This window comes from Streptomyces arenae (assembly GCF_022343545.1).
Classification (GTDB): domain Bacteria; phylum Actinomycetota; class Actinomycetes; order Streptomycetales; family Streptomycetaceae; genus Streptomyces; species Streptomyces humi.
This window is the reverse complement of sequence record NZ_JAKQYH010000008.1, coordinates 119,002-144,816: the sequence shown is the minus strand read 5'-3', so window position 1 is coordinate 144,816 and position 25,815 is coordinate 119,002. Positions and strand designations below refer to the sequence as shown.

Annotated in this window: 21 protein-coding genes; 6 read left to right on the top strand and 15 right to left on the bottom strand. The window is 72.3% G+C overall.

Going from position 1 to position 25,815, the window contains the following annotated elements:
* Nucleotides 1-92 precede the first annotated feature (92 nt).
* The 4 genes from MB828_RS04655 to MB828_RS04640 form a co-directional block, all read right to left on the bottom strand.
* Complete coding sequence (locus MB828_RS04655) at nucleotides 93-812, bottom strand: 3'-5' exonuclease (protein WP_301647033.1); 720 nt, start codon at nucleotides 810-812, stop codon at nucleotides 93-95.
* 115 nt (nucleotides 813-927) lie between these two features.
* Nucleotides 928-2,169 carry an SAV2148 family HEPN domain-containing protein gene (locus MB828_RS04650; RefSeq protein ID WP_301647032.1) on the bottom strand — a complete coding sequence of 414 codons (1,242 nt, stop codon included), beginning with the start codon at nucleotides 2,167-2,169 and terminating at the stop codon, nucleotides 928-930.
* A 102-nt stretch (nucleotides 2,170-2,271) separates the two neighbouring features.
* Nucleotides 2,272-3,612 (bottom strand): copper amine oxidase, encoded by a 1,341-nt coding sequence (locus MB828_RS04645; RefSeq protein WP_301647031.1) that lies wholly within the window; start codon nucleotides 3,610-3,612, stop codon nucleotides 2,272-2,274.
* A gap of 58 nt (nucleotides 3,613-3,670) precedes the next feature.
* Nucleotides 3,671-4,486 (bottom strand): Tat pathway signal sequence domain protein, encoded by an 816-nt coding sequence (locus MB828_RS04640; protein WP_301647030.1) that lies wholly within the window; start codon nucleotides 4,484-4,486, stop codon nucleotides 3,671-3,673.
* 195 nt (nucleotides 4,487-4,681) lie between these two features.
* Between MB828_RS04640 and glgX the strand changes: the two genes are divergently transcribed.
* From glgX to MB828_RS04625, 3 genes are all read left to right on the top strand, one after another.
* Nucleotides 4,682-6,790: a glycogen debranching protein GlgX gene (gene glgX / locus MB828_RS04635; RefSeq protein WP_133027648.1), complete on the top strand. Its 2,109-nt coding sequence runs from the start codon at nucleotides 4,682-4,684 to the stop codon at nucleotides 6,788-6,790.
* A 93-nt stretch (nucleotides 6,791-6,883) separates the two neighbouring features.
* A complete protein-coding gene (gene treY, locus MB828_RS04630; protein WP_301647029.1) occupies nucleotides 6,884-9,250 on the top strand; it encodes a malto-oligosyltrehalose synthase in 2,367 nt (788 codons plus the stop codon).
* 263 nt (nucleotides 9,251-9,513) lie between these two features.
* Nucleotides 9,514-10,764 carry a M14 family zinc carboxypeptidase gene (locus MB828_RS04625; protein WP_301647028.1) on the top strand — a complete coding sequence of 417 codons (1,251 nt, stop codon included), beginning with the start codon at nucleotides 9,514-9,516 and terminating at the stop codon, nucleotides 10,762-10,764.
* Between the two features lie 54 nt (nucleotides 10,765-10,818).
* On the opposite strand, the gene MB828_RS04620 is transcribed toward MB828_RS04625, so the two are convergent.
* The 3 genes from MB828_RS04620 to MB828_RS04610 form a co-directional block, all read right to left on the bottom strand.
* Nucleotides 10,819-11,250 carry an SSI family serine proteinase inhibitor gene (locus tag MB828_RS04620; RefSeq protein WP_301647027.1) on the bottom strand — a complete coding sequence of 144 codons (432 nt, stop codon included), beginning with the start codon at nucleotides 11,248-11,250 and terminating at the stop codon, nucleotides 10,819-10,821.
* Nucleotides 11,247-12,614, bottom strand: a complete 1,368-nt coding sequence (locus MB828_RS04615; protein WP_301647026.1) for a M14 family zinc carboxypeptidase — start codon at nucleotides 12,612-12,614, stop codon at nucleotides 11,247-11,249. Before MB828_RS04615 ends, MB828_RS04620 begins: the two co-directional genes overlap by 4 nt.
* 162 nt (nucleotides 12,615-12,776) lie before the next feature.
* Entirely contained in the window at nucleotides 12,777-13,328 is a 552-nt protein-coding gene (locus MB828_RS04610; protein WP_133027653.1) for a DUF1707 and FHA domain-containing protein, read from the bottom strand.
* A gap of 175 nt (nucleotides 13,329-13,503) precedes the next feature.
* Here MB828_RS04610 and treZ point away from each other — a divergent pair, with 175 nt between their 5' ends.
* Entirely contained in the window at nucleotides 13,504-15,249 is a 1,746-nt protein-coding gene (gene treZ / locus MB828_RS04605) for a malto-oligosyltrehalose trehalohydrolase (protein ID WP_301647025.1), read from the top strand.
* Between the two features lie 79 nt (nucleotides 15,250-15,328).
* Here treZ and MB828_RS04600 read toward each other — a convergent pair whose 3' ends face one another.
* The 3 genes from MB828_RS04600 to MB828_RS04590 all read right to left on the bottom strand — a co-directional run bounded on the left by MB828_RS04600 (nucleotide 15,329) and on the right by MB828_RS04590 (nucleotide 18,152).
* Nucleotides 15,329-16,273, bottom strand: a complete 945-nt coding sequence (locus MB828_RS04600) for a phosphotransferase family protein (protein ID WP_301647024.1) — start codon at nucleotides 16,271-16,273, stop codon at nucleotides 15,329-15,331.
* A 62-nt stretch (nucleotides 16,274-16,335) separates the two neighbouring features.
* A complete protein-coding gene (locus tag MB828_RS04595) occupies nucleotides 16,336-17,463 on the bottom strand; it encodes an aminopeptidase P family protein (protein WP_301647023.1) in 1,128 nt (375 codons plus the stop codon).
* Between the two features lie 134 nt (nucleotides 17,464-17,597).
* The gene (locus MB828_RS04590) at nucleotides 17,598-18,152 is read right to left on the bottom strand and encodes a PDZ domain-containing protein (RefSeq protein WP_133027657.1); all 555 of its coding nucleotides are present in this window, start codon (nucleotides 18,150-18,152) and stop codon (nucleotides 17,598-17,600) included.
* 294 nt (nucleotides 18,153-18,446) lie between these two features.
* Here MB828_RS04590 and MB828_RS04585 point away from each other — a divergent pair, with 294 nt between their 5' ends.
* On the top strand, nucleotides 18,447-18,788 hold the full coding sequence (locus MB828_RS04585; RefSeq protein WP_301647022.1) for a hypothetical protein: 342 nt from the start codon (nucleotides 18,447-18,449) through the stop codon (nucleotides 18,786-18,788).
* A 99-nt stretch (nucleotides 18,789-18,887) separates the two neighbouring features.
* Here the strand turns inward: MB828_RS04585 and cyc2 are convergent, their stop codons facing one another.
* The 4 genes from cyc2 to MB828_RS04565 all read right to left on the bottom strand — a co-directional run bounded on the left by cyc2 (nucleotide 18,888) and on the right by MB828_RS04565 (nucleotide 23,429).
* Nucleotides 18,888-21,053, bottom strand: coding sequence for a germacradienol/geosmin synthase Cyc2 (gene cyc2 / locus MB828_RS04580; RefSeq protein ID WP_301647021.1), 2,166 nt, complete (start codon nucleotides 21,051-21,053; stop codon nucleotides 18,888-18,890).
* Between the two features lie 356 nt (nucleotides 21,054-21,409).
* Nucleotides 21,410-21,574, bottom strand: coding sequence for a hypothetical protein (locus MB828_RS04575; RefSeq protein ID WP_301647049.1), 165 nt, complete (start codon nucleotides 21,572-21,574; stop codon nucleotides 21,410-21,412).
* Nucleotides 21,574-22,728 (bottom strand): damage-control phosphatase ARMT1 family protein, encoded by a 1,155-nt coding sequence (locus tag MB828_RS04570; RefSeq protein ID WP_301647020.1) that lies wholly within the window; start codon nucleotides 22,726-22,728, stop codon nucleotides 21,574-21,576. Before MB828_RS04570 ends, MB828_RS04575 begins: the two co-directional genes overlap by 1 nt.
* Nucleotides 22,729-22,781: 53 nt before the next feature.
* Complete coding sequence (locus MB828_RS04565) at nucleotides 22,782-23,429, bottom strand: ScbR family autoregulator-binding transcription factor (protein ID WP_046732623.1); 648 nt, start codon at nucleotides 23,427-23,429, stop codon at nucleotides 22,782-22,784.
* A 467-nt stretch (nucleotides 23,430-23,896) separates the two neighbouring features.
* Here MB828_RS04565 and MB828_RS04560 point away from each other — a divergent pair, with 467 nt between their 5' ends.
* Entirely contained in the window at nucleotides 23,897-24,844 is a 948-nt protein-coding gene (locus tag MB828_RS04560) for a lytic polysaccharide monooxygenase (protein ID WP_301647019.1), read from the top strand.
* A gap of 17 nt (nucleotides 24,845-24,861) precedes the next feature.
* Here MB828_RS04560 and MB828_RS04555 read toward each other — a convergent pair whose 3' ends face one another.
* Nucleotides 24,862-25,506, bottom strand: coding sequence for a Tat pathway signal sequence domain protein (locus MB828_RS04555; protein WP_133027662.1), 645 nt, complete (start codon nucleotides 25,504-25,506; stop codon nucleotides 24,862-24,864).
* Nucleotides 25,507-25,815 lie beyond the last annotated feature (309 nt).

The window sequence follows — 25,815 nt, the reverse complement described above, 5'->3', positions numbered from 1 at the left end:
TGGGGGTGCCCCCGGCCGAAGGCTGGGGGAGGAACTGCGCGGCGAACCCCCACCGGCCCGCGGCAGACGGACCACGCAACCCGCCCGGCGCCTCAGACCACCTCGGCCAGCTCCCGCACCGGCCACGCCCCGTCCACCACCGCGTCGGCCTCCCCCTTGCGCCGCAAAAAGCTCTGGAAATCCGCCGCCCACTCCGCGTACCACTCCACCTGCCGCTGGTGCAGCTCCGCCGGGCCCAGCGCCGCGACCTTCGGGTGCCGCTCGGCTATCGCACCGGCCAGGCGCGCCGCGGCGAGCGCGTCGGCGGAGGCGTTGTGCGCGGCGGTGAGAGTGATGCCGTACTCGGCGCAGACCGCTTCCAGGTTGCGCTTGCCGCGGCGGTAGCGGTCCACCCGGCGGTCGATGGTGTACGGGTCCACGACCGGTGCGGGGTCGAGGCCGCCGAGGCGGTCGGAGAGGGACGGGAGTCCGTGGCGGCGCAACTCCGCCGAGAGCAGGGTGAGGTCGAAGTTCGCGTTGTAGGCGACGACGGGGACGCCCGTCTTCCAGTACCCGGTGAGGACGTCCGCGAGGGCGTCGGCGACCTGGTCGGCCGGTCTGCCCTCGGCCGCCGCGCGCTCGTTGCTGATGCCGTGCACCGCCACCGCGTCCGCCGGGATCTCCACGCCCGGATCGGCCAGCCACTCGCGGCGGCCCAGTTCCTGCCCGGCCCTGACCTCGATCACGGCCCCCGTGACGATCCGCGCCTCTCGCGGATCGGTACCCGTCGTCTCCAGGTCGAAGCCGATCAGGAGCTCCTGGTGCCAGCCCATGGGCGGCCCCCCTTCTTGGTGGTGCTTTCCCCCAGTGGTCTCCACCCTCGCATGCGCCACTGACAATCAGAGGACCGCGTTCCGGTTGCCGGCCGCGCCCCCCCTCGCACCCGCGTCAGGACACCGGGCGCGAATCCGCCCAAGTCATCTCGAACTCCTCGCGATACGTCGGAAAGAGCCCTGTTTCCACCAGGTCGTCCGACTTGACCACCTTGTTGCCGTTGCGCAGCACCAGCACCGGCGACTCCATCCCGCGCGCCCCGCGCAGATAGGACTGGATGATCGCGACGCCGTCGGCGCCGTCGCCGTCCACCAGGTAGGCCGAGAAGCGGGGCGTGTCGTCGTACACCTGGATCTCGAAGGCGCCCGGGTCGCGCAGCCGGGAGCGGACCCGGCGCATGTGGAGGATGTTCATCTCCACCGAGCGGGCCAGTTCGCCCCGCTTCATGCCCAGTTCGCGCTCGCGGCGCTTGACGGCGCTGGAGGCCGGGTTCAGGAAGAGCAGGCGGACCCGGCAGCCGGTCTCGGCGAGGCGGATCAGGCGGCGGCCGGAGAAGTTCTGCACCAGCAGGTTGAGGCCGATGCCGATGGCGTCCAGCCGGCGGGCGGCGCCGAAGAGGTCCTCGGCCGGGAACTGCCGCATCAGGCGGACCCGGTCGGGGTGGACGGCGACGACGTCCGCGTACCGGTCGCCGACGAGGTCCTCGACCGCGTCCACCGGCAGCCGGCGCGCGGAGGGCACGTCACCGCCGGCGCCGAGCATCTCCAGGAGCCGGGCGGAGGCGCGTTCGGCCTGGTCGAGGACGGCGCCGGACAGGGCCCGGTTGCGGGAGACGACGTTGCGCGTCACCTCCAGCTCGTCCAGGGCGAGTTCGACGTCCCGGCGCTCGTCGAAGTACGGCTCGAAGCAGGGCCAGTGCTGCACCATCAGCTCGCGCAGCTGCGGCAACGTGAGGAAGCTGAGCACGTTGTCGTCGGCGGGGTCGAGCAGGTAGCCCTTGCGGCGGCTGACCTCGCGGACCGCGACCGCCCGCTGCACCCACTCCTGGCCGGCCGGACCGGCCGCGGCGACCACCCACTCGTCGCCGTGGACGGGTTCGTAGATGGGCCGCAGCACGGCGGCCACGACGGTGCGCATCCGCTGCTCGACGAGGTTCAGCCAGATGTAGGCCCGGCCCGCCCGCTGGGCGCGCGTACGCACCTCGAGCCAGGCGTCGGCGTCCCACTCCAGCTCCGGTCCGATGGAGCCCGTGGCGTCCATCGGCCGGGCCAGGGACACCGCGCCGGGCGGGACGTCTTTGGAGTTCCCCTCGTGACCCTCGTCACCAGGGGGCAGCTCCAGGCCTCCCGAGCCCACCCGTGCACCGCCTTCCGCTCCCCCGAGCTCTCCCCATGCCAACGATCAAGGAAGGGTACTCCGGGAGTGGTCGGCGGTGCAGCCGGATGGACAGGTCGTTTCTCAACTACCGCCTCCCGGCTGACCGTTCTGATCGGCGAGGGCGGCCGGAGTGAGCGGATTCATAGCGGTGACGTCACGCGGGGCGATGGCGAAGCCCTGCCAGTGGACCGGCATCGGCTGCTGGTCCTCGTCGCGCGCGATGTGGTGGAAACCGACGTTCACCCAGACCACGGGGTTGGTGAGGGTCTGTCCGTTGACCCACTGGTCGACGGTCTTGGGGTGACCGTTCGCGCAGCCCGGGTTGTTGCTCGCGAACAGCTCGCACTTGTCGTACTGGGTGAAGTAGACGTCGTGCTTGGTGAAACCGTGACCCGGGTACTTGTTGGTGGCGCCCTGGACGATCTCGTACGAACGGGCGTGCCCGTCCTTGTTCTTGCCGGCCGTGCTGACCACGCGCCACCAGCGCATGTTCTTGGAGTCGCCCGCGAGCTCCTTGGTGACGTCGGTGCGGGTGGTCTTGTTGGTGGGCGCCTCCTGGCCGTGCGTGGGCGCGCTGACCACCGAGTCGTACTGCTCGACGCGGCTCTTGGAGGAGCCGTCGAGGTCGAAGTCCAGCTTCCAGAACACGTTGTGGCTGTGGCTGGTGGCGTAGGCGTGGGCGCCCTTGCCGATCGGCCAGCCGCGGCCGTCACCCGCGTCGTAGTCGCTGGGCGAGAGGCTGCCGGTGGCGCCGACGTTCATGTTGATCGTGCCGTCGTCCTGGAACCGCCACTCGGTCATGTACTCGTACCAGCCGACCTTGTTGACGGTGTAGACCAGCAGGTCCTTGCCCTGCTGCTGGTACACGCGGTTGCCGGTGTCGGCCTGCATCCGGTACGCGTGGCCACGCGAACGGGTGGTGGTGCACAGGCCGTTGACGTTCGGGTGGGCCGGGTCCCAGGCGTCGGGGACCTTGACGGTCTTGATGGTGCCGCCGGGGCACTCGGCCGAGGCGAGCGGCACCAGCCCCTGGGCGAAGCCGAAGCCGGTCAGGTCGTCGTACTCGACGCTGCCGTCGTCGTAGGGGACGTCGATCTGGGCGAGCCGGGCGCTGGAGAGGACCTTGATGGGCGCGGCCTCGCCCTTGGGCTGGTAGGAGATGTGCTCCAGGACCAGCCCGGCCTTGCTGTCGTAGCGCCAGCACATCCGCCAGGTGGTGCCGGTGGACAGCTTCTGCTCGATGCGGTAGGCGGCGGAGCAGTCGGCGGCGGCCGCGGCGGCCTGCTTGGGCTGGGCGACGGCGGGACCGGCGGCCGTGGTGGCGCCGGCCGCCAGAGCGGCGACCGACAGGCCCACGGCGGCCGTCCTGCGGGCACGGCGGACTCTGGGCACGCGGGTGGCCGCGCGTTCGTTCACGTGCATGACGAAATGACTCCTCGTACGGGAGGTGCGATGGGAAGGACGAGCGAACGGAGCCGGCTCAGCGGCCGAGCTTCACGACCTTGCGCGCGCTCAGGTCGACGATCAGCGACCTGGCGTCGATCCACGGCCCGTTCTTCACCTTCGGGAAGAGCCGCACGCAGCGGTGTTCGCCGCACTTGTCGAGCGCGGCCGGCTGGGCGCCCGGGATGGCGCGGTAGACCGCGCTGTTGAGCAGCAGCTGCTGCTCGGGGTCGGTCAGTGCGGTACCCGTGGCGTCCTTGAAGTCCGCCTTCAGGCCGGCGCCGAGCGGGTCGGCGATCAGCAGCTGGAGGGCCTCGACGTTCTCGTCGTGGCTGAGCGGCGGCTGGACGCCCTGCCGGGTGGTGGTCTGCTCGACCTTGCCGGTGTCCAGGTTGACGGTCCGGGTGACGAGGCTGTCGTCGCGGTAGTCGTAGAACGTGACGTCCGCGCGGCGCGGCGCGTTCGAGCTGTCCAGCTCGTTCGCGTCCGGCTCGGCGAGGTCGACGCTGAGCCGCTCCGGGCCGCGCCGGCCCTCGACGTTCTCCCCGGCGTTGAACATCTGCTTGGTCAGAGCGAGTTGTTCGACGCGCTTGGTCTCGTCGTCGGTCAGCGGGTCGCTGCCCGTGCCCTTCTTCCCCTCGGCGGGCGCCTGTTCCACCACGCCGCCCTTGACGGCGTCCTTGCCCTGCCCGGCCTGCTGCCCGGCGACCGCGCCGGTCCCGTCGCTCCCTCCCGACTCGTCGGCCCCCGCCGTACCCGGGAGGGTGATCCCGACCATCACGGCGGTCCCCGCCACCGCCAGTCCCGCACCGGCCACCACCTTGCCCAGATGGCGGTGCACTATCTTGCGCACATCTTCCCCCTACTCCCCCCAGGTCACAGGGAGTACGTGTCTGCCCCACTGGTTCGGCACACTTCGCCACATGGGCGCTGTGAGCACTGGTCGCGGGGTAAGAGGGACGTAAGTCACCTGGGGTTCCATTACTTTCGGGCAGACTCATGACCAAGGCGCCCCCGGGCGTAAGGCACACCTGGAAGAGTCGACTTCATGCAGGTCTGGCCTGGAGAGGCATATCCGCTCGGCGCGACGTACGACGGCGCCGGGACCAACTTCGCGGTGTTCACGGAGACCGCGGACCGAGTGGAGCTGTGTCTGCTGCACGACGACGGCTCCGAGACAGCCGTCGAGCTGCGCGAGAGCGACGCGTTCGTACGGCACGCGTACCTGCCGGGGGTGATGCCCGGGCAGCGCTACGGCTTCCGGGTGCACGGCCCGTACGACCCCGGGCGCGGACTGCGCTGCAACTCGGCGAAGCTGCTGCTCGATCCGTACGCGAAGGCGGTCAGCGGGTCGGTGCGCTGGGGCGAGGAGGTGTACGGCTACCACTTCGGCGACCCCGACCGGCGCAACGACCTGGACTCGGCGCCGCACACCATGACGTCGGTGGTGGTCAACCCGTACTTCGACTGGGGCGACGACCGGCGGCCGCGCACCGAGTACCACCACACGGTGATCTACGAGGCCCACGTGAAGGGCCTCACCATGCGCCACCCGGGCCTGCCGGAGGAGTTGCGCGGCACCTACGCGGGGCTCGCCCACCCGGCGCTGATCGAGCACCTGGTGGAGCTCGGGGTGACCGCGCTCGAGCTGATGCCGGTCCACCAGTTCGTGAACGACCATCGGCTGGTCGACATGGGTCTGAACAACTACTGGGGCTACAACACGATCGGCTTTTTCGCCCCGCACAACGCGTACGCCTCCTGGGGCGACCGCGGCCAGCAGGTCCTGGAGTTCAAGTCGGCGGTCCGGGCGCTGCACGAGGCCGGGATCGAGGTGATCCTGGACGTGGTCTACAACCACACCGCCGAGGGCAACCACCTGGGCCCGACGCTGTCCTTCCGGGGCCTGGACAACCCGTCGTACTACCGGCTGACCGACGATCCGCGCTACTACATGGACACCACCGGCACCGGGAACTCGCTGCTGATGCGGTCCCCGCACGTGCTCCAGATGATCATGGACTCGCTGCGGTACTGGGTCACCGAGATGCATGTCGACGGCTTCCGCTTCGACCTCGCGGCGACCCTGGCGAGGCAGTTCCACGAGGTGGACCGGCTGTCGTCGTTCTTCGACCTGGTGCAGCAGGACCCGGTGGTCTCCCAGGTGAAGCTGATCGCCGAGCCCTGGGACGTCGGCGAGGGCGGCTACCAGGTGGGCAACTTCCCGCCGCTGTGGACCGAGTGGAACGGCAAGTACCGCGACACCGTGCGCGACCTGTGGCGTGGCGAGCCGCGCGCGCTCGCGGAGTTCGCCTCCCGGCTGACCGGCTCCTCCGACCTCTACCAGGACGACGGCCGCCGGCCGCTGGCCTCCATCAACTTCGTGACCTGCCACGACGGCTTCACCCTGCACGACCTGGTGTCGTACAACGACAAGCACAACCAGGCCAACGGCGAGGACAACCGGGACGGCGAGAGCCACAACCGGTCGTGGAACTGCGGGGTCGAGGGGCACACCGACGACCCCGGCGTCCTCGAACTGCGCGAGCGGCAGATGCGGAACTTCGTCGCCACGCTGATGCTGTCCCAGGGCGTGCCGATGATCGGTCACGGCGACGAGTTCGCCCGCACGCAGCAGGGCAACAACAACGCGTACTGCCAGGACAACGAGGTGTCCTGGGTGGACTGGCCGGCTCCCGAGGACGCCGGCGGGCTGCTGGCCTTCACGCGCGCGATGGCGCGCCTGCGCAAGGAACACCCGGTCTTCAGGCGCCGCCGCTTCTTCCACGGTCGCCCGGTGGAGGGCACCCATGACGAGCTCTCCGACATCGCGTGGTTCACCCCCGAGGGCCATGAGATGACCCAGCAGGACTGGGACTCGGCGCAGGCCTCGGCCCTGACGGTGTTCCTCAACGGGAACGCGATCTCGGAACCGGGCCCACGCGGGGAGCGCATCGCCGACGACTCCTTCCTGCTGATGTTCAACGCGTCGCCGGACCCGCTGGAGTTCCTGGTTCCGGTGAACCACGGACGGCAGTGGGAGGTGGTGGTCGACACCGCGCGGGCCGAGGGGGTGCCGCCGGGGGCGCAGGTGGACGCGGGGGCCAAGCTCACGCTGGTGGAGCGGAGCCTGACCGTCCTGAAGAGGCCGGCGTGAGGCGCCCTGGCAGGGGCGCGGAGAACGGCGCGATCAACCCCACCGGACCCGCGCTCTGACAGAAGAACCCACAGTGGGGGTACACACATCCGCATGACAGCCGAGCGAACCCCGCCCACCGTCCCGACCTCCACCTACCGGCTCCAGCTCCAGCCGGACTTCCCTTTCTCGGCCGCCGAGGCCGCCGCGCCCTATCTCGCCTCGCTCGGCGTCTCGCATCTCCACCTCTCCCCCGTCCTGGAGGCCGTCCCCGGCTCCACGCACGGGTACGACGTGGTCGACCACGCGCGCGTGCGTGCGGAACTCGGCGGCGAGGACGGGCTCCGCGCGCTCTCGCGCACCGCGCGGGCGCACGGCCTCGGTCTGGTCGTGGACATCGTGCCGAACCACATGGCCATGTCCCCCCGGCACAACCGGGCCCTGTGGGAGGTGCTGCGGGAGGGCCCGAAGTCGCCGTACGCGCGCTGGTTCGACATCGACTGGGAGGCCCAGGGCGGGCAGCTGCTGGTCCCGGTGCTCGGCGGGCCGGTCGGCGAGGTCCTGGGGGAGCTCACGGTCGACGGGGACGTGCTGCGCTACCACGAGCACGCCTTCCCGCTCCGGGAGGGCACCGCGGACCTGCCGCTGCCGGCGCTGCTGGACGCCCAGTGGTACCGCCCGGTGTGGTGGCGGCTGGCCCGGACCGAGCTGAACTACCGGCGGTTCTTCAGCATCTCGGAGCTGATCGGGGTACGCGTCGAGGACCCCGAGGTGTTCGACGCCACCCACGGCAAGATCCTCCAGCTGCTGCACGAGGGCGTGCTGGACGGGCTGCGGATCGACCATCCCGACGGGCTCGCCGACCCCACCGGCTACCTCACCCGGCTGCACGGGGCGACCGGCGGCCGCTGGACGGTCGTGGAGAAGATCCTGGCCGACGGCGAGCACCTGCCGGCCGGCTGGCCGGTCGCCGGGACCACCGGGTACGACGCCCTGCGGCAGGTGGACGGGCTGTTCACCGATCCCGTGGGGGCCGGCGAACTGCTGGGGCAGTACCGGCGGTTCGCGGCCCCGGAGACCGACCGCGGCGGTGACTGGGAGGCGACGGTCCGGCGGGCGGCGTACAAGGTGGTCACCCACGAGCTGGCCACCGAGACGGACCGGCTGACGCGGGCGGCCACGCGGGCGTGCGCCGCCTCGCCCGACCCCGCGCTGCGCGACCGCGCGCCCTGGGCGCTGCGCACCGCCCTCGAGGAGCTGCTGGTACGGCTGCGCGTGTACCGGCCCTACGGCATCGACGACGCGGCTGCCGTGGTCACCGAACAGGCCGCGGAGGAGGCCCGGCCGGCGTTCCTGGTGCCCGAGGAGGGCGGGGCGGTGGACGTGGTGCGCGGGCTGCTGGTGGCCGGGCAGGGACCGGAGGCCGACGAGTTCCGGGCGCGGTTCGCGCAGACCGCCTCGGCGCTGCGGGCCAAGTCCGTGGAGGACACGGCGTTCTACCGGTACGTGCCGCTGCTGTCGGCGACCGAGGTGGGCGGCGACCCGGGAAGTCCGGGCGTCTCCCCCGACGACTTCCACGCCTACTGCGCGCGCGTGCAGCGCGACTGGCCGCTCACCGGGACGGTCGTGACGACACACGACACCAAGCGCAGCGCCGACGTGCGCGCGGCGCTGGCGGTGCTGACGGAGTGCCCGGACCGCTGGGCGGACCTGCTGGCCGAGGTGACCCGGGACGGCGGCGGGGTCGTGCCGGACGCGCAGACGGCCTGGGCCGCCTGGCAGACGGTGTTCGGGCTCGGCCCGGCGGACCCGGAGCGGGTGCGCCGGGCGCTGGTGAAGCATGTGCGGGAGGCCGGCCTGTACACGAGCTGGACGGAGCAGGAGCCGCCGTACGAGGAGACGGTGGTCTCGTTCGTCGCGGCGGGGCCGTGCGGGGCGCCGGGCGAGCGTGTGGCGGCCTTCCGCGCCTCGCTGGCGGCGCACGTCCGGGCCAACGTGCTGGGCACGGCGCTGGTCCAGCTGACGATGCCGGGAGTGCCGGACGTCTACCAGGGCACCGAGGGCGAGTACCGGGCGCTGGTGGACCCGGACAACCGCCGTCCGGTCGCCTTCCCGCCCGCGGACCCGGGCGAGAAGGACGTGGTGACGGCGGCGGCGCTGCGGCTGCGGGCGCGGCGGCCGGACGTCTTCGGCGACACGGCGACGTACACGCCGCTGGCGGCCGAGGGCCCGGCCGCGGCGCACTGCCTGGCGTTCGCGCGTTCCGGGGAGGTGGTCACGGCGGTGACCCGGCTGTCGCTGCGGCTGGCCGCGGCGGGCGGCTGGCGGGACACGGTCCTGCCGCTGCCGCCGGGCCGGTGGGCCGATGTCCTGGCGCCGGTGCGGGAGTTCACCGGGCACGCGCGCGTGGACGAGCTCTTCGAGGGACGGCCGGTGGTGCTGCTGGAACGGGTGGATGCCCGGACCGGCACCGGACAATGAGCCACACCTTCACCCGTACGAGTGAATATGTGACTGTTTTCGGGAGCTGACGAAACCCGTCGGGCCCGGGCCGCGTCGGTAGTGGGCGCGCGGAGTCGTTCCGCGCCCCGTAATGGCTTCGCGACCCCGGCCGGTGCCGACCGTCCGACGGGCCGACCGCACGTGCCTCCGGGCGCCCCCTGGAGCCTCCCCCGGGAGGTTCTTGACAGTTCACCTATCCCGTGCGGGACTGGGGAGTGCGAAGCCGGGCGGACAAGTCGGGGGTGAGTCTCCTGCCGGAGCTGCGCTACCCCAGTGTTCCCGAACTGATCTCGACCGCCCGGGCGTTGGCCGCTCTCCGGCCCGGCCTGTGCACGTTGCGGCAGATCGGCGTCTCCCGCGGGGGCAGACCGCTGCACCTGCTGTCCATGGGGCAGGCCCGGCGGGCGGTGCTGGTCGTCGCGGGCGCCCACGCCAACGAACCGACCGGGGGCGGCACCCTCCAGGCACTGGCCGAGCGGGTGCTGAACGAGCGCGGCCTGCGGGCGGAGACCTCCTGGCACTTCCTGCTCTGCGCGGACCCGGACGGCGCGAGCCTGCACGTCACACCGGCCCCGCGCAGCCTGCTCGACTACCACCTCGGCTTCTACCGGCCGGCGGGCCCGGAGCAGCCGGAGTGGTCGCCGTCGGTACTGCCGCCGGACCGTTTGCCACCCGAGACCGTGGCGCTGCTCGGGGTGATCGACGAACTGCGCCCCTACCTCCAGGTGACGCTGCACGGCACCGATCTGGGCGGCAGCTGGGTGCAGTTGACGAGGGACGTACCGGGGCTCGCCGAGCCGTTCGCCAAGTCGGCCGCGGAGCTGCACATCCCGGTGGAGACGGGTGCCTCGGACGCGGCGGGCTGGCCGGCCTCCGGCCCCGGGGTGCGGGTGATGCCCGGACCGGGTTCGGGGGTGGCGTACCCGAGCATGCCGGACGACGCGCGGCACAGCACCTGGTACCACGCGCACCGCTACGGCGGTCTGACGGCGGTCGTGGAGGTGCCGATGTGGGCGAGCGACCTCGTCGACGACCCGGCACCGCACCCGGCGCCGGCGGCGGCGATGCGGCGGCTGGCACGGCGGCTGCTGCGGGACTCGCGGGAGGTGGAGCGGGTGCTGACCGAGGCGCTGCCCAGGCTGGACGGCCCGGACGGGCCGCTGCTGCGGGCGGCCCGCTGGGCGCTGGGGCTGATCCCCGGGCTGTCCGAGGACTGGATCCGCCGGCCGCCGATCGACACCACGAGGGCGTACGTGGGCAGCGTGGACGCCTTCGGACGGCGGCTGCCGCTGCGGGCGGCGTCGATGCTGCTGCGGGTGCTGCGGGAGGCGGACGACCGCGCGGCGCCGCGGCTGGAGGAGCTGGTGGCCTCCTGGTGCGACGCCTACGCGGCCCGTTTCCAGGCCCGCTGGGTGCCGTTGGAGCGCCAGGTGGAGCACCAGTCCCGGACGGTGCTGGCGGCCGCCCAGCACGCACGCGAACGGGCGGCGTGAGGGCGGGGGCAGGGGCAGGGGCAGGCAAGGCAGTACGGCCGGCGGGGCCGCGGCTCAGTCGAGGGTGAAGACCGGGCCGGTGCGGGCGGCCAGGACGCAGGCGTTCGCGTAGGTCTCGCGGTACTCGATCGGCCGGCCGTTCCACTGCCCGCGCGCCTGGGCGGTCACCGGGGCGTAGACCATCGGGCAGACGGCGCCCTTGACCGGGGCGAGGCGCGCGATGTCACCGCCCACCGTGCCGAGTTCGGCACACGCCTCGGCCGCGCGGGCGTACCCCTGGGGCGGGTCGCACAGCAGCAGCGCGTTGTGCGTGCTGCCGGTGTCAGCGGACGTGGCGTCCCCTCGGGTGACGGTCAGGTACAGGTAGTCGCCGGTGTCGCCGGTGTCGGCGGTGTGCGGCGCGGCCTGGGCTGGCCCGGCGGCGAGCAGGGCGGCGACCGCCAGCAGGGCACCGCGGGCCGCTGTCGTTGTGCTGAGACGGATCATTCCCCGTGCATCGGCAGCGCCGGCTCGGTCCCCCAGTCCGGCTCACCCGAACGGGCGGCCACGGGCGCGTGGCGGCGGGCCAGTTCGAACGCGCTCAGGACGACACGTGTCTGGTACTCGGCCTGGCGTGCGACCGGGATCCAGCGGGCACCCAGGCTGTCCTGGTAGTCCGCGCACCAGGTGTCGATCAGCCGGTCCAGGTCGGACAGGGCGCCGGTGGGGTCCTGTCCGGTGCCGCGCAGCAGCCGGTGCAGCAGGCCGGCGGTGCGCAGGGCCAGCCGGCGCCCGGCGATGCGCAGGGCGACCAGGTGGGCGTTGCTGAGCGGGGGCAGCGGACGGGCGCTGCCGGCGTCGGTGTCGGGGTCCCAGGCACGGGCGAGGCCGGGGCCGACCAGCAGGTAGTCGTCGACCGGCGCGAGCAGCCGGGCCGCGTCCGGCGCTTCGGAGAGCCGGCCACGGACCCGCTCCAGGACGCCGTCCAGGAGGATCGTGTCGTGCCGCAGCGTCCGGCTGACGGCCCGCAGCGCCGCGTCCCGGTCCGCGGGCGGTGTGCCGTCCTGAACGGCGGCCACGCCCCACATGGGGGCCTCGACGATGGCGGTGACGGTGCCGTGCCGGTACGGGTGGAACCAGGTGGACTCGACGGCGGCCTCGGTGATGGCGGCGGCCAGGTCGCCCCGGCGGGGCGGCGGCACGCGGTAGACGGCCGGGCCGAGGGTGGGCCAGTACAGGGTGTCGTAGGCGCCGAGTTCCCTGGGGATGCCCAGCCGGGTCGCGGTGTGCGCGAGGCGCCGGGCGAGGCCTGGCAGGTCGCGGGTCAGCTCGACGAAGCCGCCGCCGACGTCGACGCCGTGCAGCGAGCACTGGAGGAAGGGCCGTAGTTCGTCCTGGAGGTCGAGCAGCGCCCGGGTCTCGGGCAGTGTCACGGTGTCCGCGCCGTCGGGCAGCCATTCGGGTTGTTCCAGGAAGCCGGGCCGGAAGAAGTGCCGGAAGTAGTGGCCAAGGGTGTACGGACCGGCGAGCCAGCCCTCGTTGCGGCGGGAGCCGTCCGGGTCGAGGCACAGCAGCAGGTTCCAGGTGACGTCGGCGTCCTCGGTGAAACGCGGGTCCGCGAGGACCCGGTCGGCGAGGCGCAGCACGGTGGCACCGCCGACGGGTTCGTTGGCGTGCGGTCCGGCGACGACGAGGACGTGCCGGGTGCCGTGACCGATGGAAAGCAGCCACATCGGGATGCCCGCGCGGGAGGTACCGACCCGGCGCAGCCGGGCGTCCCGGGGACGGTCGGCGACCAGTGCGGCCGCTCGGGAGGCCAGCTCGTCAACGGACGGGTAGCGGAGCAGTGGCGGCAGGACACACCTCCACAATGCGGTGCCGTCGGTTCACGTGGTGTGCATGGCGTACGCACAGTCAGTCACGACTTGGGAGGTACGTCAACACCGCTGCCGACAAACACTTTTCAGCCAACCCAGGACACGGGAGCTCCAGCGCCGGACGGGGGCGAGGGCCAGGCGCCGGGCGGCGGATGGTCAGGAGTTCGCGAGCCGGAAGCACATCCGTCCGAAGGCGACCTGGTCGCCCTCGCGGACGACGGCGGCGCCGGTCACCCGGCGGCCGTTGACGGTCGTGCCGTTGGTGGAGCCGAGGTCCCTGAGGATCCACAGGCCGCCCTGGCGCCGGAGTTCGGCGTGCACCCGGGAGACCGTCTCGTGGTTGAGCCGCAGCCCGCTGGCGGGGTCGCGGCCGATGCGCAGTGGATAGTTGCTGTCCGGGTGCGGCAGCAGCAGCTTGGGCAGCCGCTCGGCCTGCCAGGCCCGGCGCAGCCGCACGGTGAAACCGGAGACGGCCTCCACGGCGCCGAAGAGCACGCGCGCGAAGCGGTTCTCCTGCGGCAGGTCGGCGGTGAGCGCGGCGAGTTCGTCGGCGCGGCGGGCGGCCAGCGCCAGCTCCATGCGGCGCACGAAGGTGTCGTGCGACAGCCGTCCCATCGCGACGCCGTCACGCAGCACGCTCAGCGCCTTGTCGCGCTCCGCGTCGGACAGCCGCGCGGGATACGTGTTGAACTCGAAGGACGACGTCACGCTGCTGATTCTGGGTCAGTGAACCCCGGGTGTCCAGAAAACGGGGAAACGGCCGTCACGCGCGCGTACGTACGACGACACCCACCGGGAAAGAGCTGATTCAAAAGCGGACTGATCCCTTTCGCGGCACGATGGAAGGACTACCTCACGATGAGCCAGACGAAGGGGACCGTCCGTGCAGTTCGAGGTGTGGGCACCACAGGCAGACCGGGTGACGCTCCATTGTGACGGCGCCACGCACGCGCTGGAGCGCGATCCACGGCGGGCGGGCTGGTGGGCCGGGGAGGCGGCCGCCGAGGACGGCACCCGGTACGGGTTCGCGGTGGACGACGGTCCCGTGCTGCCCGACCCGCGCTCGCGCCGCCAGCCGGACGGCCCGGACGGGCTCAGCGCGGTCGTCGACCACGGCAGGTACGCGTGGCGGGCCGCAGGGCCGGGCCGTGGGCTGCCGGGCGCGGTGCTCTACGAGCTGCACGTCGGCACCTACACCGCGGAGGGCACCCTGGACGCGGCCGCCGAGCGCCTGGACCACCTGGTGGAACTGGGTGTCACACACGTGGAGTTGATGCCGCTCTGCCCGTTCCCCGGCCGGCACGGCTGGGGCTACGAGGGGGTCTCGCTCTGGGCGGTGCACGAGCCGTACGGCGGCCCCGAGTCGCTGAAACGGTTCGTCGACCGGGCGCACGAACTGGGACTGGGCGTCGTCCTGGACGTCGTCCACAACCACCTCGGCCCGTCCGGGAACTACCTGCCGGCGTTCGGGCCGTACTTCACGGAGACGCACCACACGCCCTGGGGCTCGGCGGTCAACCTGGACGCGCCCGGCTCGGACGAGGTGCGCGCGTACCTGCTGGGCAGCGCGCTGGCGTGGCTGCGCGACTACCGCGTGGACGGGCTGCGCCTGGACGCGGTGCACGCGTTGTGCGACACGCGCGCGTGCCACTTCCTGGAGGAGCTGTCGGCGGCGGTGGCGGCCCTGGCGGCCGAGTCGGGCCGCCCGCTGTTCCTGGTCGGCGAGTCCGACCTGAACGACCCACGGGTCATCACCGCCCGCGCGGAACACGGGCTGGGCCTGGACGCACAGTGGAACGACGACTTCCACCACGCCCTGCACACCGCGCTGACCGGCGAGTCCCAGGGCTACTACGCAGACTTCGCGCGCGACCCGTTCGCCGCCCTCGCCAAGACGCTCACCAGCGGTTTCTTCCACGACGGCACGTACTCCAGTTTCCGGGGCCGCCACCACGGCCGTCCGCTGGACCGTGCGCGGGTGGCGGGGCACCGGCTGCTCGGCTACACCCAGACCCACGACCAGGTCGGCAACCGCGCCCAGGGCGACCGGCTCTCGGCGACCCTCTCCCCCGGCCTGCTGGCCTGCGCGGCCACGCTGACGCTCACGGCGCCGTTCACGCCGATGCTGTTCATGGGCGAGGAGTGGGCGGCCGGCACCCCCTGGCAGTTCTTCACCGACCACACGGACCCCGACCTGGCGGAGGCGGTACGACGGGGCAGGCGCCGGGAGTTCGCGGCGCACGGCTGGGCCGAGGAGGACGTACCCGATCCGCAGGACCCGGCGACCCGGCGGCGCTCCTGCCTGGACTGGTCGGAACCGGAACGCGAGCCGCACGCGCGCGTGCTGGCCTGGTACCGCAGGCTGATCGCGCTGCGCCGGGAACAGCCGGACCTCACCGACCCCGACCTCGCCGACACCAAGGTGGCGTACGACGCGGCGGCCCGCTGGCTGGCGTTCCGCCGCGGGGACGTGCGGGTGGCGGTGAACCTGGGCAAGGAGCCGGCCGCGATCCCGCTCGGCACCGGACGGGCGGAGGTCCTGGCCGCGTGGGACACCGTGACGGCCCCGGACGCGGACGGCGTGCTCCGGGTACCGGCCGAGTCGTGCGTGGTCCTGACCCAGCCGTAGGCGCACGCCCGCGCACGTAAAGCCGCACGGCCCGCGACTCCTGTGCCGGCTTGGGCCGCTGCGGCAGCGCGGTGGCCCCTTACGGCGCCTCGTCCGTGTCGTCCTCGCGGAGGTCCGAGACGCGTTCCAGCAGGATCGTCTCCCAGGCGCGCCGGAGGCGGGCGCGCAGCAGCGTGAGGGGGCTGTCGTCGCGGCCTTCGAGGCGGTCGGTGAGGCGGATGACGGTGTCGCAGCGGGCCAGCCACAGGCCGCGCAGGCAGGGACGGGCGCCGTAGCCGGCCAGGGTGGCCGCGCGGACGCCCGCCCCGGAGCCGACCGCGAGGGCGAGCCCGGCGATGTCCTCGGCGGGGTCGCCGACCGCGGTGCCGGTCCAGTCGAGGACGCCGCGCACCCTGCCGTCGGCACTGACCACGAGGTGCTCGCCCTTGAGGTCGTGGTGGGCCAGCACAGCTGTACCGGGCTGTGCGGCGAGCTGGGCGGCGCCCGGCGGGGTGAGCTGGTGCAGCCGGGCGGGGTCGAACTCGTCGGCGGCCGCGAGCCGTTCGGCGGCGGCCACGGCCATCCGGCGCAGCGCCTCCAGGGAGCGCGGCGCGGTGCGCGGCACGCCGAGCGTCTCCGCCTGCCGTACGGGCACCTCGCGCAGCCCGGTGAGCAGCCCGGCCAGGTCGGCCTCGCCGACCGCGGAGACGTCGTGCTCCTCGGCCGTACCCCCGGGGATCACGGTGTCCAGGGTGTAGGTGAGCCCCGGCGACCACTCGCCGTGCGCGACGCTGGTCGGGACGGCGACGGGCAGGTGCGGGCGGACCAGGTCGCGCAGGCGCAGTTCGCGGCGCTGGCGCACGGCGGCCTCGCGGTCCGGGGCGAGGCGGAGCACATGGCGGGCGCCGACCCACCAGGTGGAGTGCTCGCCGCCCTCCGCGACGGGCCGGACTTCGGGGCCCGCGGTGCCGTTCGCGCTCTCCTTGAGCAGCGAACGGACCAGTCGGCGGACGGTGTCCGCGGTGGGAGTCGGTGCCTGGGTCATGGATCGCGCCGTTGCCGTCGGGGGTGGGTTGGGGCGGGCTGGTGCTGCCGGGGCCGGGTCGGTCAGCCCACGACGACCATCTCGCGGGTGGTGTTGTTGAAACGACGTCCGCCGTCCTCGGTCACCGTGACGATGTCCTCGATCCGCACCCCGAAGCGGCCGGGCAGATAGATGCCGGGCTCCACGGAGAAGCACATGCCGGGCACGAGGGGCTGCTCCTCGCCCTCGATCATGTACGGCGGCTCGTGGGTGGTGACGCCGATGCCGTGGCCGGTGCGGTGGATGAAGAACTCGCCGTACCCGGCGTCGGTGATGACCGCGCGGGCGGCCCGGTCGACCTCCTGGCAGGCGGCCCCGGCACGGACGGCCCGGAAGCCGGCCTCCTGCGCGGCCCGCACGATGTCGTGGACCTCGCGCTCCTCGGCGGTCGGCGGACCCACGTGCACGGTGCGGGTGGTGTCGGAGCCGTAGCCGTCCTTGAGGCCGCCGAAGTCGAGCACGACCATGTCGCCGTCCTGGATGACCCGGTCGCCGACCTCGTGGTGCGGGTTGGCGCCGTTGGGTCCGGAGCCGACGATGGTGAAGTCGACCTGCTCGTGGCCGAAGCGGCGGAGCAGGCCGGCGAGGTCGTGACCGACGTCGGACTCGCGACGGCCGGCGAAGGGAACCTTACGGATCTCCTCGAACGTCGCGTCGGCAGCCGCTCCGGCGGCCGCGAGCAGTTCGAGTTCGGCCGCGTCCTTCACGGCGCGGAGCATGGGCAGCGCGTCGGTGAGGGAGGCGTACGAGGTGTCGGGGAGTGTCCTCTGCAAGCCCAGCAGGTGCATGGCCCAGGCGTTGTCGCTGACACCGAAGCGGCCTGTGGTGCCGAGCAGGTCGGCGGTGACGGCGTAGGGGTCCTTGCCGTCCGTCCAGTCCCGCAGCGTGAGGACGGCCGCGCCGTCGGCCTTCGCGGCGTCGGGTGCCTCCAGGGTCGGGACGACCAGGACGGGGTCCCGGCCGGGGGTGAGGACGAGGAGGGTGAGCCGTTCGGTGACGGCGGTGGGCGTGTAGCCGGTGAGCCACACCATGTCGGGTCCGGGAGCGATCAGCAGACCGGCGAGCCCGGCGTCCGCCGCGGTGTGCGCCGCGCGCGTCATACGGGCCCGGTAGTCGTCGGCGGTGAAGGGCGCGGGCTTGCTGCCGGTCATCCTGGGCCTCCTTGCGCGGGTGAGGTGGCTTCACGGGCCTCGGCATGCATCCTGCCCGCAGAGGAGGGGGCGCGCGAGCCGGTTCGCGCGGAAACACCGTGGCGAGTCGCGGCCACGGGGGCGAGCGCAGGCCGTCACGTGACGATCCCCGGCACCACGGTCAGCTGCTGATACCCCCCGCTCTCGTGCCGCACCGTGAGTTTGACCTCCCTGCCCGGCCTCGCTCCGGTCACCGCGCGGGCCAGGTCGGCGGCGCTGTCGATCCGCGTGCCGCCGAGCTGGAGCAGTACGTCGCCCCGCACCAGGCCCGCCGTGTAGCCCGGGCCGGGCACGTGGACGCCCACCACCACGGCTCCCACCTTCTCGGCGTCGACGACCTCCACGCCCAGCGTCGCGGCGACCGTCCAGGACGGGCTCGGGGTGGCGGACGGGGCGGCGCCCGGGGTGGGCGGCGGGGTCTGGTGCCGCAGCTCCGCGAGCCTGCTCGCGCCGATCACGGTCGCGCCGACCGTGCCCAGTCCGACCCCGGACAGCAGCAGGACCGTGCCGACGCACGCGCCGAACAGCAGGGTCCCGATCCGGTTGCCGCGGCGGCGCGCGGCGTGCGGCCGTCGGACGGCCTCGGGTGGGGGTTCGTCCCCGCGTTCCTGACCGGGAATCGGCTTGGGACGCAAAACGGTCTGTTCCATGGTTCGCCTCCAGCCCCAGCCCTACCCGGCAGACGCGGGCGCCACGAGACACGAACGAGTGAGACTGCCGTTCCCCGGCGGCCGGCGGACATGCCACGCGACCGGGCCGGACGGAAAGAATTCCGGCGCCGCGATTGCACCACAATTACATGAATTCAGGGAGCATTAATTTCCGCCATTCCCCCGGCACCCTGACCGAAAATATCCCCTGGCAATCCGCGGAAACGCCATGAATAGTTAGCGCCTGCACAAGGGATCAACGAAGGTAAATCGTTTCTCCATGAGAGGTAAAAAATGCGCAGAACAGTGGCGACAGTCGCGGCGACGGGTTTCCTGCTCGCACTCGGAACGGGTGTCAGCGGCGCGGCGACGCAGACCGGTTCCGCTACTCATGAGCAGGTGGTGAGCCCCAGGGCCAGCTACAGCTTCGCCTGCACCCTGCCACAGGGTTCCTACGCCAATTACTCGTTCAGCGACGGGCTCACGTCGACCCGGATCTACTACAACAACCACTGTTCCAGCGGTATATACGTAAGGGTCCACGTCGGCGCGAACAGCTCGTGCTGGCTCACCCCGACCGGAAAGTCAAGTGCGGTCTTCGAGGCCGGCGTGACGGGCATCACCGAAGGATGCTGACAGCTCTTTCCGGCTGATATGACGGCGGGTGCGGGACGGTCGCGTCGAGGCCGTCCCGCACCGCCCTCCTCCGGCGGGCCGGGGGCCGGCGACGGCCCGTCAGCCGACGCCCAGCCGCGGGGCGAGCGGCGGGCGGTCCGGGAGGAAGCCGTGCGCCCGCCGGGCGAGGTGGTCCGGCTTGTAGCGGTCGACGTGCCGGTGCCAGTTGAGGATTCCGGCCATCCAGTTCTGCAGGTCGTGGACATACGCCCGCATGGCCTCGCGGGCCTCGCCCGGCAGTTCGAAGTCGTCGTACAGGACCGGGAGTTCGTTCGCGGCGACGTGCTCGAACTGCTGCATCCGCTGGGTCATCAGATCGCTCACGACCCGGAGCGCGGTCGGGTAGTCCACGCCGAAGAAGTTCTGGACGACGAGGATCGCGTTGTGGAGCTCGCCCTCGTACTGGATCTCCTTCTGGTACGAGAAGACGTCGTTGACGAGCATGCCGTAGTCGATGGCGGCGTTCTCCAGGGAGCGGACCGGGCCGCTGCGGCAGACCTCCGGGGGGATCGCGGGGGCGTGGCCGCGGCGGGCCAGGCTCAGGGTGAGTTCGGATCCGAAGGTGGCCCGGCGCATCTCCAGGTAGTCGACGGGGTCGGGGATGCGGTGCTGGAGGTGGTTGGACATCTCCCAGAGCCAGCTCTCGGTCATCTCGTCTACGGTCCCTTTGAGGGCGAGCCGGTCCTCGGGGCCCATCGCGGCGGTGGTGCGGGCCCACAGGTCGGCCAGGCCGCGTTCCATGCCGGTGACCGGCAGCGGGACGGGCTCGCCGGCGACGGGCATGCAGGCGGAGAGCCGGGCCGTGGCGAGCCTGGCGCCGGCCAGGTCCCCGCGGGTGCCGAAGACGAGGGGGTAGTAGTCGTCGGCGTAGGTGCCCCAGGCCAGCCACTGGGCGCTGAGGTCGAGTTCGGCCGGGGTGGCGTCCGGATCGAGGCCGGCGGCACAGAGCACGAGGTCGGACGCAGCGAGCTTGTCCTCGTCCCAGACGCCCTCGGCGAGCATGCCGGTGGTGTGCATCCAGGCGGCGAGCCGGGGGCGGGCGGCGTCAAGGTGCGGGCTGAGCTCCACCTCGTACGGCATGTGGAAGTCGGGCAGGAGGGAGGGGCCGACCTGCTGGAAGGGCACGTGGGAGTAGGCGCGCAGACGCTCCGCGGCGGCCGTCGCGAGTAAGGCGCCGACGTCCGCGGCGGAGGTGCCGGGCCCGGTCAGGCTCTGCCAGGAGGGGCCGGTCGAGGTGGCGCCCTGGTTCATGTAGCGGCTGGAGCGCAGATGCCATTCGTGGCCGCCGGACTGCCAGTCCTGCAGCCCCTTGGTGTAGGCGGCGATCGCGGCGGCCTGGTCGGGGGTGAGTCCCTGCTCCGCGGCCAGGGCGGGTACTTCGGTGAGCGCGGTGTGCTCGAACTGGTGGAGGCGGGAGGTCAGGATGTCGTTGACCGTGTCGGCGGCCTCCTGGGTGGAGCAGTCGAAGAAGGTCTCAAGGACCAGCACGCCGTTGCTGTTCTCGCCCTCGTCCTCCACCTCGCGCTGGTAGGAGAACAGGTCGTTGCGGAGATGGACGGCGTCGGCGAAGGTCTCCATCAGCACCCGCAGCGGCCGCGAGCCGGAGACGGCCGCGGGCACCTCGGCCGTCGCGTACTCGACGAGACCGGCCGACCAGGGGGCGCCGCCGACCTTGCGGCGCATCTCGATGTACTCGACGGGGTTGGCGATCCGCCCCTCGTTGATGTTGGCCAGTTCCCACATCGACTCGTTCAGCAGGTGCTCGGTGGCGACCGAGAACCGGCGGCGCCAGTCCAGCGACATCGACGGCACGGTGCGCGCCCACAGGTCGGCGAGGCCCGCCTCCACCGGGTTCCGCGGTTCCGGCACGGGCGTGGCCGGGTCGAGCGGCATGAACAGCGGGAGCCGGTCGAGATGGGCCTTGCCGGCGGCGCGGTCCTGGGTGCGCTTGTACATGTCGAGGAAGTGGTCGTCGAAGAAGAACACCCACACGTACCAGTCGGTGATCAGCGAGAGGGCGGGGCCGTCGCAGTCGGGGTGGGTGTAACCGCAGAGCAGGCCGTAGTCGTGTGCCTCCAGGTCCGCCTGGGTCCAGATCCCGGAGCCCTCCAGCATGCCCATCTCGCGGGCCCACCCGGTGGAATGGGCCCGCGCCTCCTCCAGGTGGGGGTTGAGCCGCGCGGGATACGGCATGTAGAAGTGCGGGAGTTCGAACGGCTGCGTCATGGCCGGGGCACTACCCGCCTGCTCAGACGGCCATCCGCTCCGGGGCACATGATCACACCATCGCGTGAACCGGGGAGGATTCCGGGAACTTCGCCGGGTCCGGTGCTCAGCCGTGCGCGGCGCCGAACCACTCGGGCAGTCCGCCGAGCGGTTCCCGCTGGGGCCTGTCTGACAATTCGCGTCGTCGCCCGAAGGGCGGCCGCGCGGCGTCAGGTGCGTGCTCTGGGGGTCCCCCGGCCGGAGGCTGGGGGAGTGCCGGCCCCAGGCCCTCGTACTGGGCGTACTCGGGTCTGGGGCCGGTGCGGCGAGAGTACGTGCATGGCGTCGCGCGGCAGACGCCAATTGTCAGACAGGGCCTAGTCCTCTCCCACCCGGGCCACATGGCCGTCCGGCCGCGACGGGACCGCTGGGACGTCCAGTTCCTCGCCGCCGTCGACGACATGGTCGACCCGGCCCGCCCAGCTCGCCGTCGAGCCCGTCGGGCCCGCCGGGCGGCTCGTCCCGAACATCGTCAACGGCATCAAGTCGCCTCCGGCGTACGTGCGTTGACCTGGATCAGGGCATGGGTGCCGGCCGTGCGCCAGCGCTGCCCCTCGGCCGCGTCCAGGGCCGCCACCGTGTCCGCGGCCAGGCCGGTGATCACGTCGGACTTGAGGGTGCGCAACGCGGCCACCGGCCCGGGGAACCAGTCGGTCACATCGGTGAAGGGAGTCGTCGGCGGCCACAGCCGATCACCCACCAGTCGACGGTAGTTGAGGTCGCCCTTGAAGACGGTCAGCGCCGCGGAGGCGAACTCGGCACGCAGGTCGCCGGGCATCTCGGCGTACGGCAGCGGGGCGCAGGAGAAGGGGTGGGCTCGCACGGTGAGGCGGCCGTCGGCCATCGCGGACCAGAGGGTACGGCCGTATCCGGCGGCGGCGCCCGGTGCCGCGGTGAGCCTGCGCAGGGCGTCGAGCACGTCGGCGGTGGTGGCGTCGGAGACGTAGTAGGGGTACGGCTTGACGTGCAGGACCGCGTGGCCGACGGCCCCGGTGTCCAGGAGGTGGGCGATCAGCAGCAGGTCGGGGACGAGCTCACGGCCCGCGTTGTCGGCGACCAGGCACAGGGTGCCGCCGCTCAGCAACGGCCGGAGGGCGGCGCTGTCGTCGGCGACCAAGGCGGAGACGGCCTCTGCCGACTCGGCGGAGAGCCGGAAGCCGAGGTCGGCGCGGTTGCCCCAGAGCGAGCCGTGCAGCAGGGCGAGACCGGGATCGTCACCGAGGTCGTCGAGGGCGGCCAGTTCCTCGTCGGTCTCCTTGGCGTCGAGTTCGGCGAGCTTGAACGGGCGGAACGGGTCGATGCCCTGCCAGGGCCCGGGGCCGAAGTAGCCGACGGCGTCGAGGAGCCGCCGGTAGAACCAGCTCTCGGACCACAGCCAGGGCACGTCGAACCAGGACTGTCCGGCGTAGGTGTCCAGTCCCCACGCACGCCATCCGTCCGGGTCGCCCGGCGGCGGTTCGATCGCGCCCTCGGTGCAGTTGAGCAGCAGTTCGTCGAGGGCGCGGGTCTGCTCGGGGCCGTACGGGAAGGCGTCCCGCACCTGGCGGATGATCGCGGGGTGCCGTTCGGCCAGCACGCTGTGCGGGAACGGGCCGGTGGTGCCGAGGATCACGGGTGCGGCGGCGGAGTCGGGCATGTGCGCCACGCTATCGCGCGGTCTGCCCGGCTCCGCCGAACCGGAGGTGGCTGTCACGCCGTTCTGATCTCGCGCTCCAAGTGGGTGACGAGGGTCATGTAGCGGGCCCGCCGGTGCACCGGGACCAGGCCGCGGATCATCAGGTACCACATCTCCGCGACCCGGCGCGGCAGCCGGGCCACCGGTTCCAGGTTGCGGCCGGCCACCCGGGTGCCGACGAAGAAGCAGACCAGCGAGTGCGCGACCGCGCCCACGTCTATGTCCGGGTGCACGTCGGACTCCTTGACGGCGCCCATGAGTTTGCGCGTCGCGAACTCCAGCCACTCCGTGAAGGGGTGTCTGAGCGGTGGCTTCACCGTGACGTCCGCGGTGGCGAGCCGCAGCCCGGCGCGCGGGATCGGGCCGTCCACGGAGAGCCGGGCGATCGCGAACGTGGTGCGCATCAGGGCTTCCAGCGAGGAGTAGCCACGGCTGTCCATCTCCCGCACCAACTGGCTTGAGGTACGGGACTGGAGCTCCATGATGGCGTGCGCCAGGTCCTCCTTGGCGGCGAAGTGGAAGTAGAGGGCGCCCTTGGTGACCCGCGCGTGTTCGACGATCTCGCTGAGACTGGTGGATTCATAGCCGTGCCGGTCGAACAGGTCGGCGGCGGCCGTGATGATCGTGGCGCGGGTCTGCTCCGCGCGTAACTGCCTCGCCATCGACTCAACGCTCCTTCACGGCTTGCGGCTTGTGACTCTGCGGCTTCCAAACCGACGGGGCATGCGGTTTGTTTTTACCCCGTGCACACGATAGCTCACCGTGCGGCAGTGGGAGGCAACTGCGCGGACCCGGTGCCGGACACGCGCACGTCGCGCGCCCGGCCGTCCGACCGGCGTCCATGCTGCACGAACGGACGAGTTCAGAACACGCCCCTCCCTCGCGCTGGCGCCGGTCTCCCTCGGTGGTGCGGACGGCTCGGCACACCCTGGTGATCGCCACGATACGAGCCGGACGGTTGGTTCTCAATGGCGCCCGGGAGCACGGGGAAGCCCGCGAAAAGGGATGAGCCGGTCGGCGGCCACCACATCACCCGCACCTGTGACCAGCCGCATTGAACGGCGCGCCGCCGATTCCCGTACTCACTCGGCACACCTTGTACCCGCCCCCCGCCGAGGAGACGTTCCGGATGACTCGGACGACCACCCAGTTGAGAGTCGTGGGAGCCGCCGTCGCGGCTCCGCTGCTGCTCCTGTCGTGGGCGGCCGGGTCCGCCCGCGCGCACGGCGCGCCCACCGATCCCGTCAGTCGCGTCTACGCCTGCTCCCCGAGCGGCGGCAGCGCCACGACGGCCGCCTGCAAGGCCGCGATCGCGGCGAGCGGGCAGAACTTCGTCACCTGGGACGACATGCGGGTGGCGGGCGTGAACGGCCGGGACCGGCAGGTGATTCCGGACGGGAAGCTGTGCAGCGGCAACCTGCCGGCGTACCGGGGGCTCGACCTGGCGCGCGCGGACTGGCCCGCGACCCGGCTGACCCCGGGCGCCCGGATGACGATGACGTACGCCTCGACGATCGCACACGCCGGCACGTTCAAGCTGTATCTGACGAAGCCCGGTTACGACCCGGGGAAGCCGCTGAAGTGGTCCGATCTGCCCGCGCAGCCCTTCGCCGAGTTCCGGGACCCGCCACTGACGAACGGGGCCTACCACTTCAGCGCGAAGCTCCCGGCCGACCGGACGGGACGTCAGTTGCTGTATACGGTCTGGCAGAACAGCAGCACGCCGGACACCTACTACTCGTGCTCCGACGTGGTGTTCACGGCGAAGAAGGCCGCGGGCACGGCATCCGGCACCGCGGCAGCCGGCGCCACGGCGGCCACGGACACCAAGACGCGGTCGAGTGCGGGCGCGACCGCGCGCGCCTCGAAGAGCGCCGAGCCCTCCGCGGTGCAGACGGCGACGGCGACCCCGACCGCCCCAACGACCGGAGACACCACCGCCGCCGACAGCACTCCGGTGGCCTCCGACACGGACTCCGGTGCGGGTCCGTCGGCGCCACTGGTGGCGGGCGGCGCCGCCGCGGTGCTGGTGCTCACCGGGGGCGCCGCCCTGGCGTTGCGTCTGCGTCGACGCTGACGCCTCTCAGAAGAGGGTCAGTTGACGAAGACGGCGGCGCCGTTGTCGGTGACCGGGGCGTACTTCGCGGTGAAGTAGCCGGCGGAGGGGCAGAGGATCGAGCCGGAGGTCTTCGTGAACGCCTGGTTGCTGAAGTTCACGCTGTTGTCGCTGTTGTCGGTCGTGCCGGTCAGGCTGGCGGCCTGGTAGACACAGGTGATGCTGCCCAGCAGGGTGGTGAGCTTGACCGTGGTCTGGATGGTCGAGCCGCTCGCCGGGGTGACCGTGAGCGCACCGCCCGAGGCCACCGCGTTGGCGTACGGCAGGTTGTCGACCGTGATGCTGGAGACGCCGGTCACGCCGGTCACGTTGCTGGTGCAGCTGCCGAAGGTCTGTCCGGTCACCGACTCGGTGGCGGTACCGGAGGCGGCCGGGTTGTCCGAGACCGTCGCGGTGAACGTGGAGGCCGCGCAGGTGATGCCGCTCGTGCTGGTGGCGCTGGAGTAGAGGGTGGCGGTGGTGCCGCTGGCCAGCGAGGCGCTGAGGGTGTCGCCGACGGCGACGGCGGTGCCGCCGGCGCTGCCCGTGGTCAGCACCGCGCCGTCGGCGGAGGCCGGGACGGTGGCCGCGACGGAGAGGGCGACGACGGTACCGGCGAGGGCCAGGAGGGATCGCGTACGCATGCGGGTTTGCCTCTTTCTTTGGGGGGACTTGCGTGAGGGTGGGGGTTTGGGGGCGCCTGAGTGCGCCAGCCGTTGCCGGCCCGTGACGCCTTCTCCGTACGTGACGGACCGACAACGGCAGCCGAGCCGGACCGGCCGGAAACCTGGGGGGGTTAGGCCTCCGGCCGGGCCGGTGAAAGGGCGTTCGGGCACGGCCCCTGGGGGGAAGCGACCGTGCCGACGCCGCTGAGCGGAGCGGAGATCGAGGAGGCCGGGAAGCGGTCGATGCCGCTCGGCGGATCCGGCGCCACGGATCCGAAGGAAACCAGG

Bases quoted from the DNA above. Each gene is read 5' to 3' on its own strand.
- MB828_RS04655 (WP_301647033.1), bottom strand. From the start codon at position 812: ATGGGCTGGCACCAGGAGCTCCTGATCGGCTTCGACCTGGAGACGACG.
- MB828_RS04645 (WP_301647031.1), bottom strand. From the start codon at position 3,612: ATGCACGTGAACGAACGCGCGGCCACCCGCGTGCCCAGAGTCCGCCGT.
- glgX (WP_133027648.1), top strand. From the start codon at position 4,682: ATGCAGGTCTGGCCTGGAGAGGCATATCCGCTCGGCGCGACGTACGAC.
- treY (WP_301647029.1), top strand. From the start codon at position 6,884: ATGACAGCCGAGCGAACCCCGCCCACCGTCCCGACCTCCACCTACCGG.
- MB828_RS04620 (WP_301647027.1), bottom strand. From the start codon at position 11,250: ATGATCCGTCTCAGCACAACGACAGCGGCCCGCGGTGCCCTGCTGGCG.
- MB828_RS04600 (WP_301647024.1), bottom strand. From the start codon at position 16,273: ATGACCCAGGCACCGACTCCCACCGCGGACACCGTCCGCCGACTGGTC.
- MB828_RS04595 (WP_301647023.1), bottom strand. From the start codon at position 17,463: ATGACCGGCAGCAAGCCCGCGCCCTTCACCGCCGACGACTACCGGGCC.
- MB828_RS04590 (WP_133027657.1), bottom strand. From the start codon at position 18,152: ATGGAACAGACCGTTTTGCGTCCCAAGCCGATTCCCGGTCAGGAACGC.
- MB828_RS04585 (WP_301647022.1), top strand. From the start codon at position 18,447: ATGCGCAGAACAGTGGCGACAGTCGCGGCGACGGGTTTCCTGCTCGCA.
- cyc2 (WP_301647021.1), bottom strand. From the start codon at position 21,053: ATGACGCAGCCGTTCGAACTCCCGCACTTCTACATGCCGTATCCCGCG.
- MB828_RS04575 (WP_301647049.1), bottom strand. From the start codon at position 21,574: ATGCCGTTGACGATGTTCGGGACGAGCCGCCCGGCGGGCCCGACGGGC.
- MB828_RS04570 (WP_301647020.1), bottom strand. From the start codon at position 22,728: ATGCCCGACTCCGCCGCCGCACCCGTGATCCTCGGCACCACCGGCCCG.
- MB828_RS04565 (WP_046732623.1), bottom strand. From the start codon at position 23,429: ATGGCGAGGCAGTTACGCGCGGAGCAGACCCGCGCCACGATCATCACG.
- MB828_RS04560 (WP_301647019.1), top strand. From the start codon at position 23,897: ATGACTCGGACGACCACCCAGTTGAGAGTCGTGGGAGCCGCCGTCGCG.
- MB828_RS04555 (WP_133027662.1), bottom strand. From the start codon at position 25,506: ATGCGTACGCGATCCCTCCTGGCCCTCGCCGGTACCGTCGTCGCCCTC.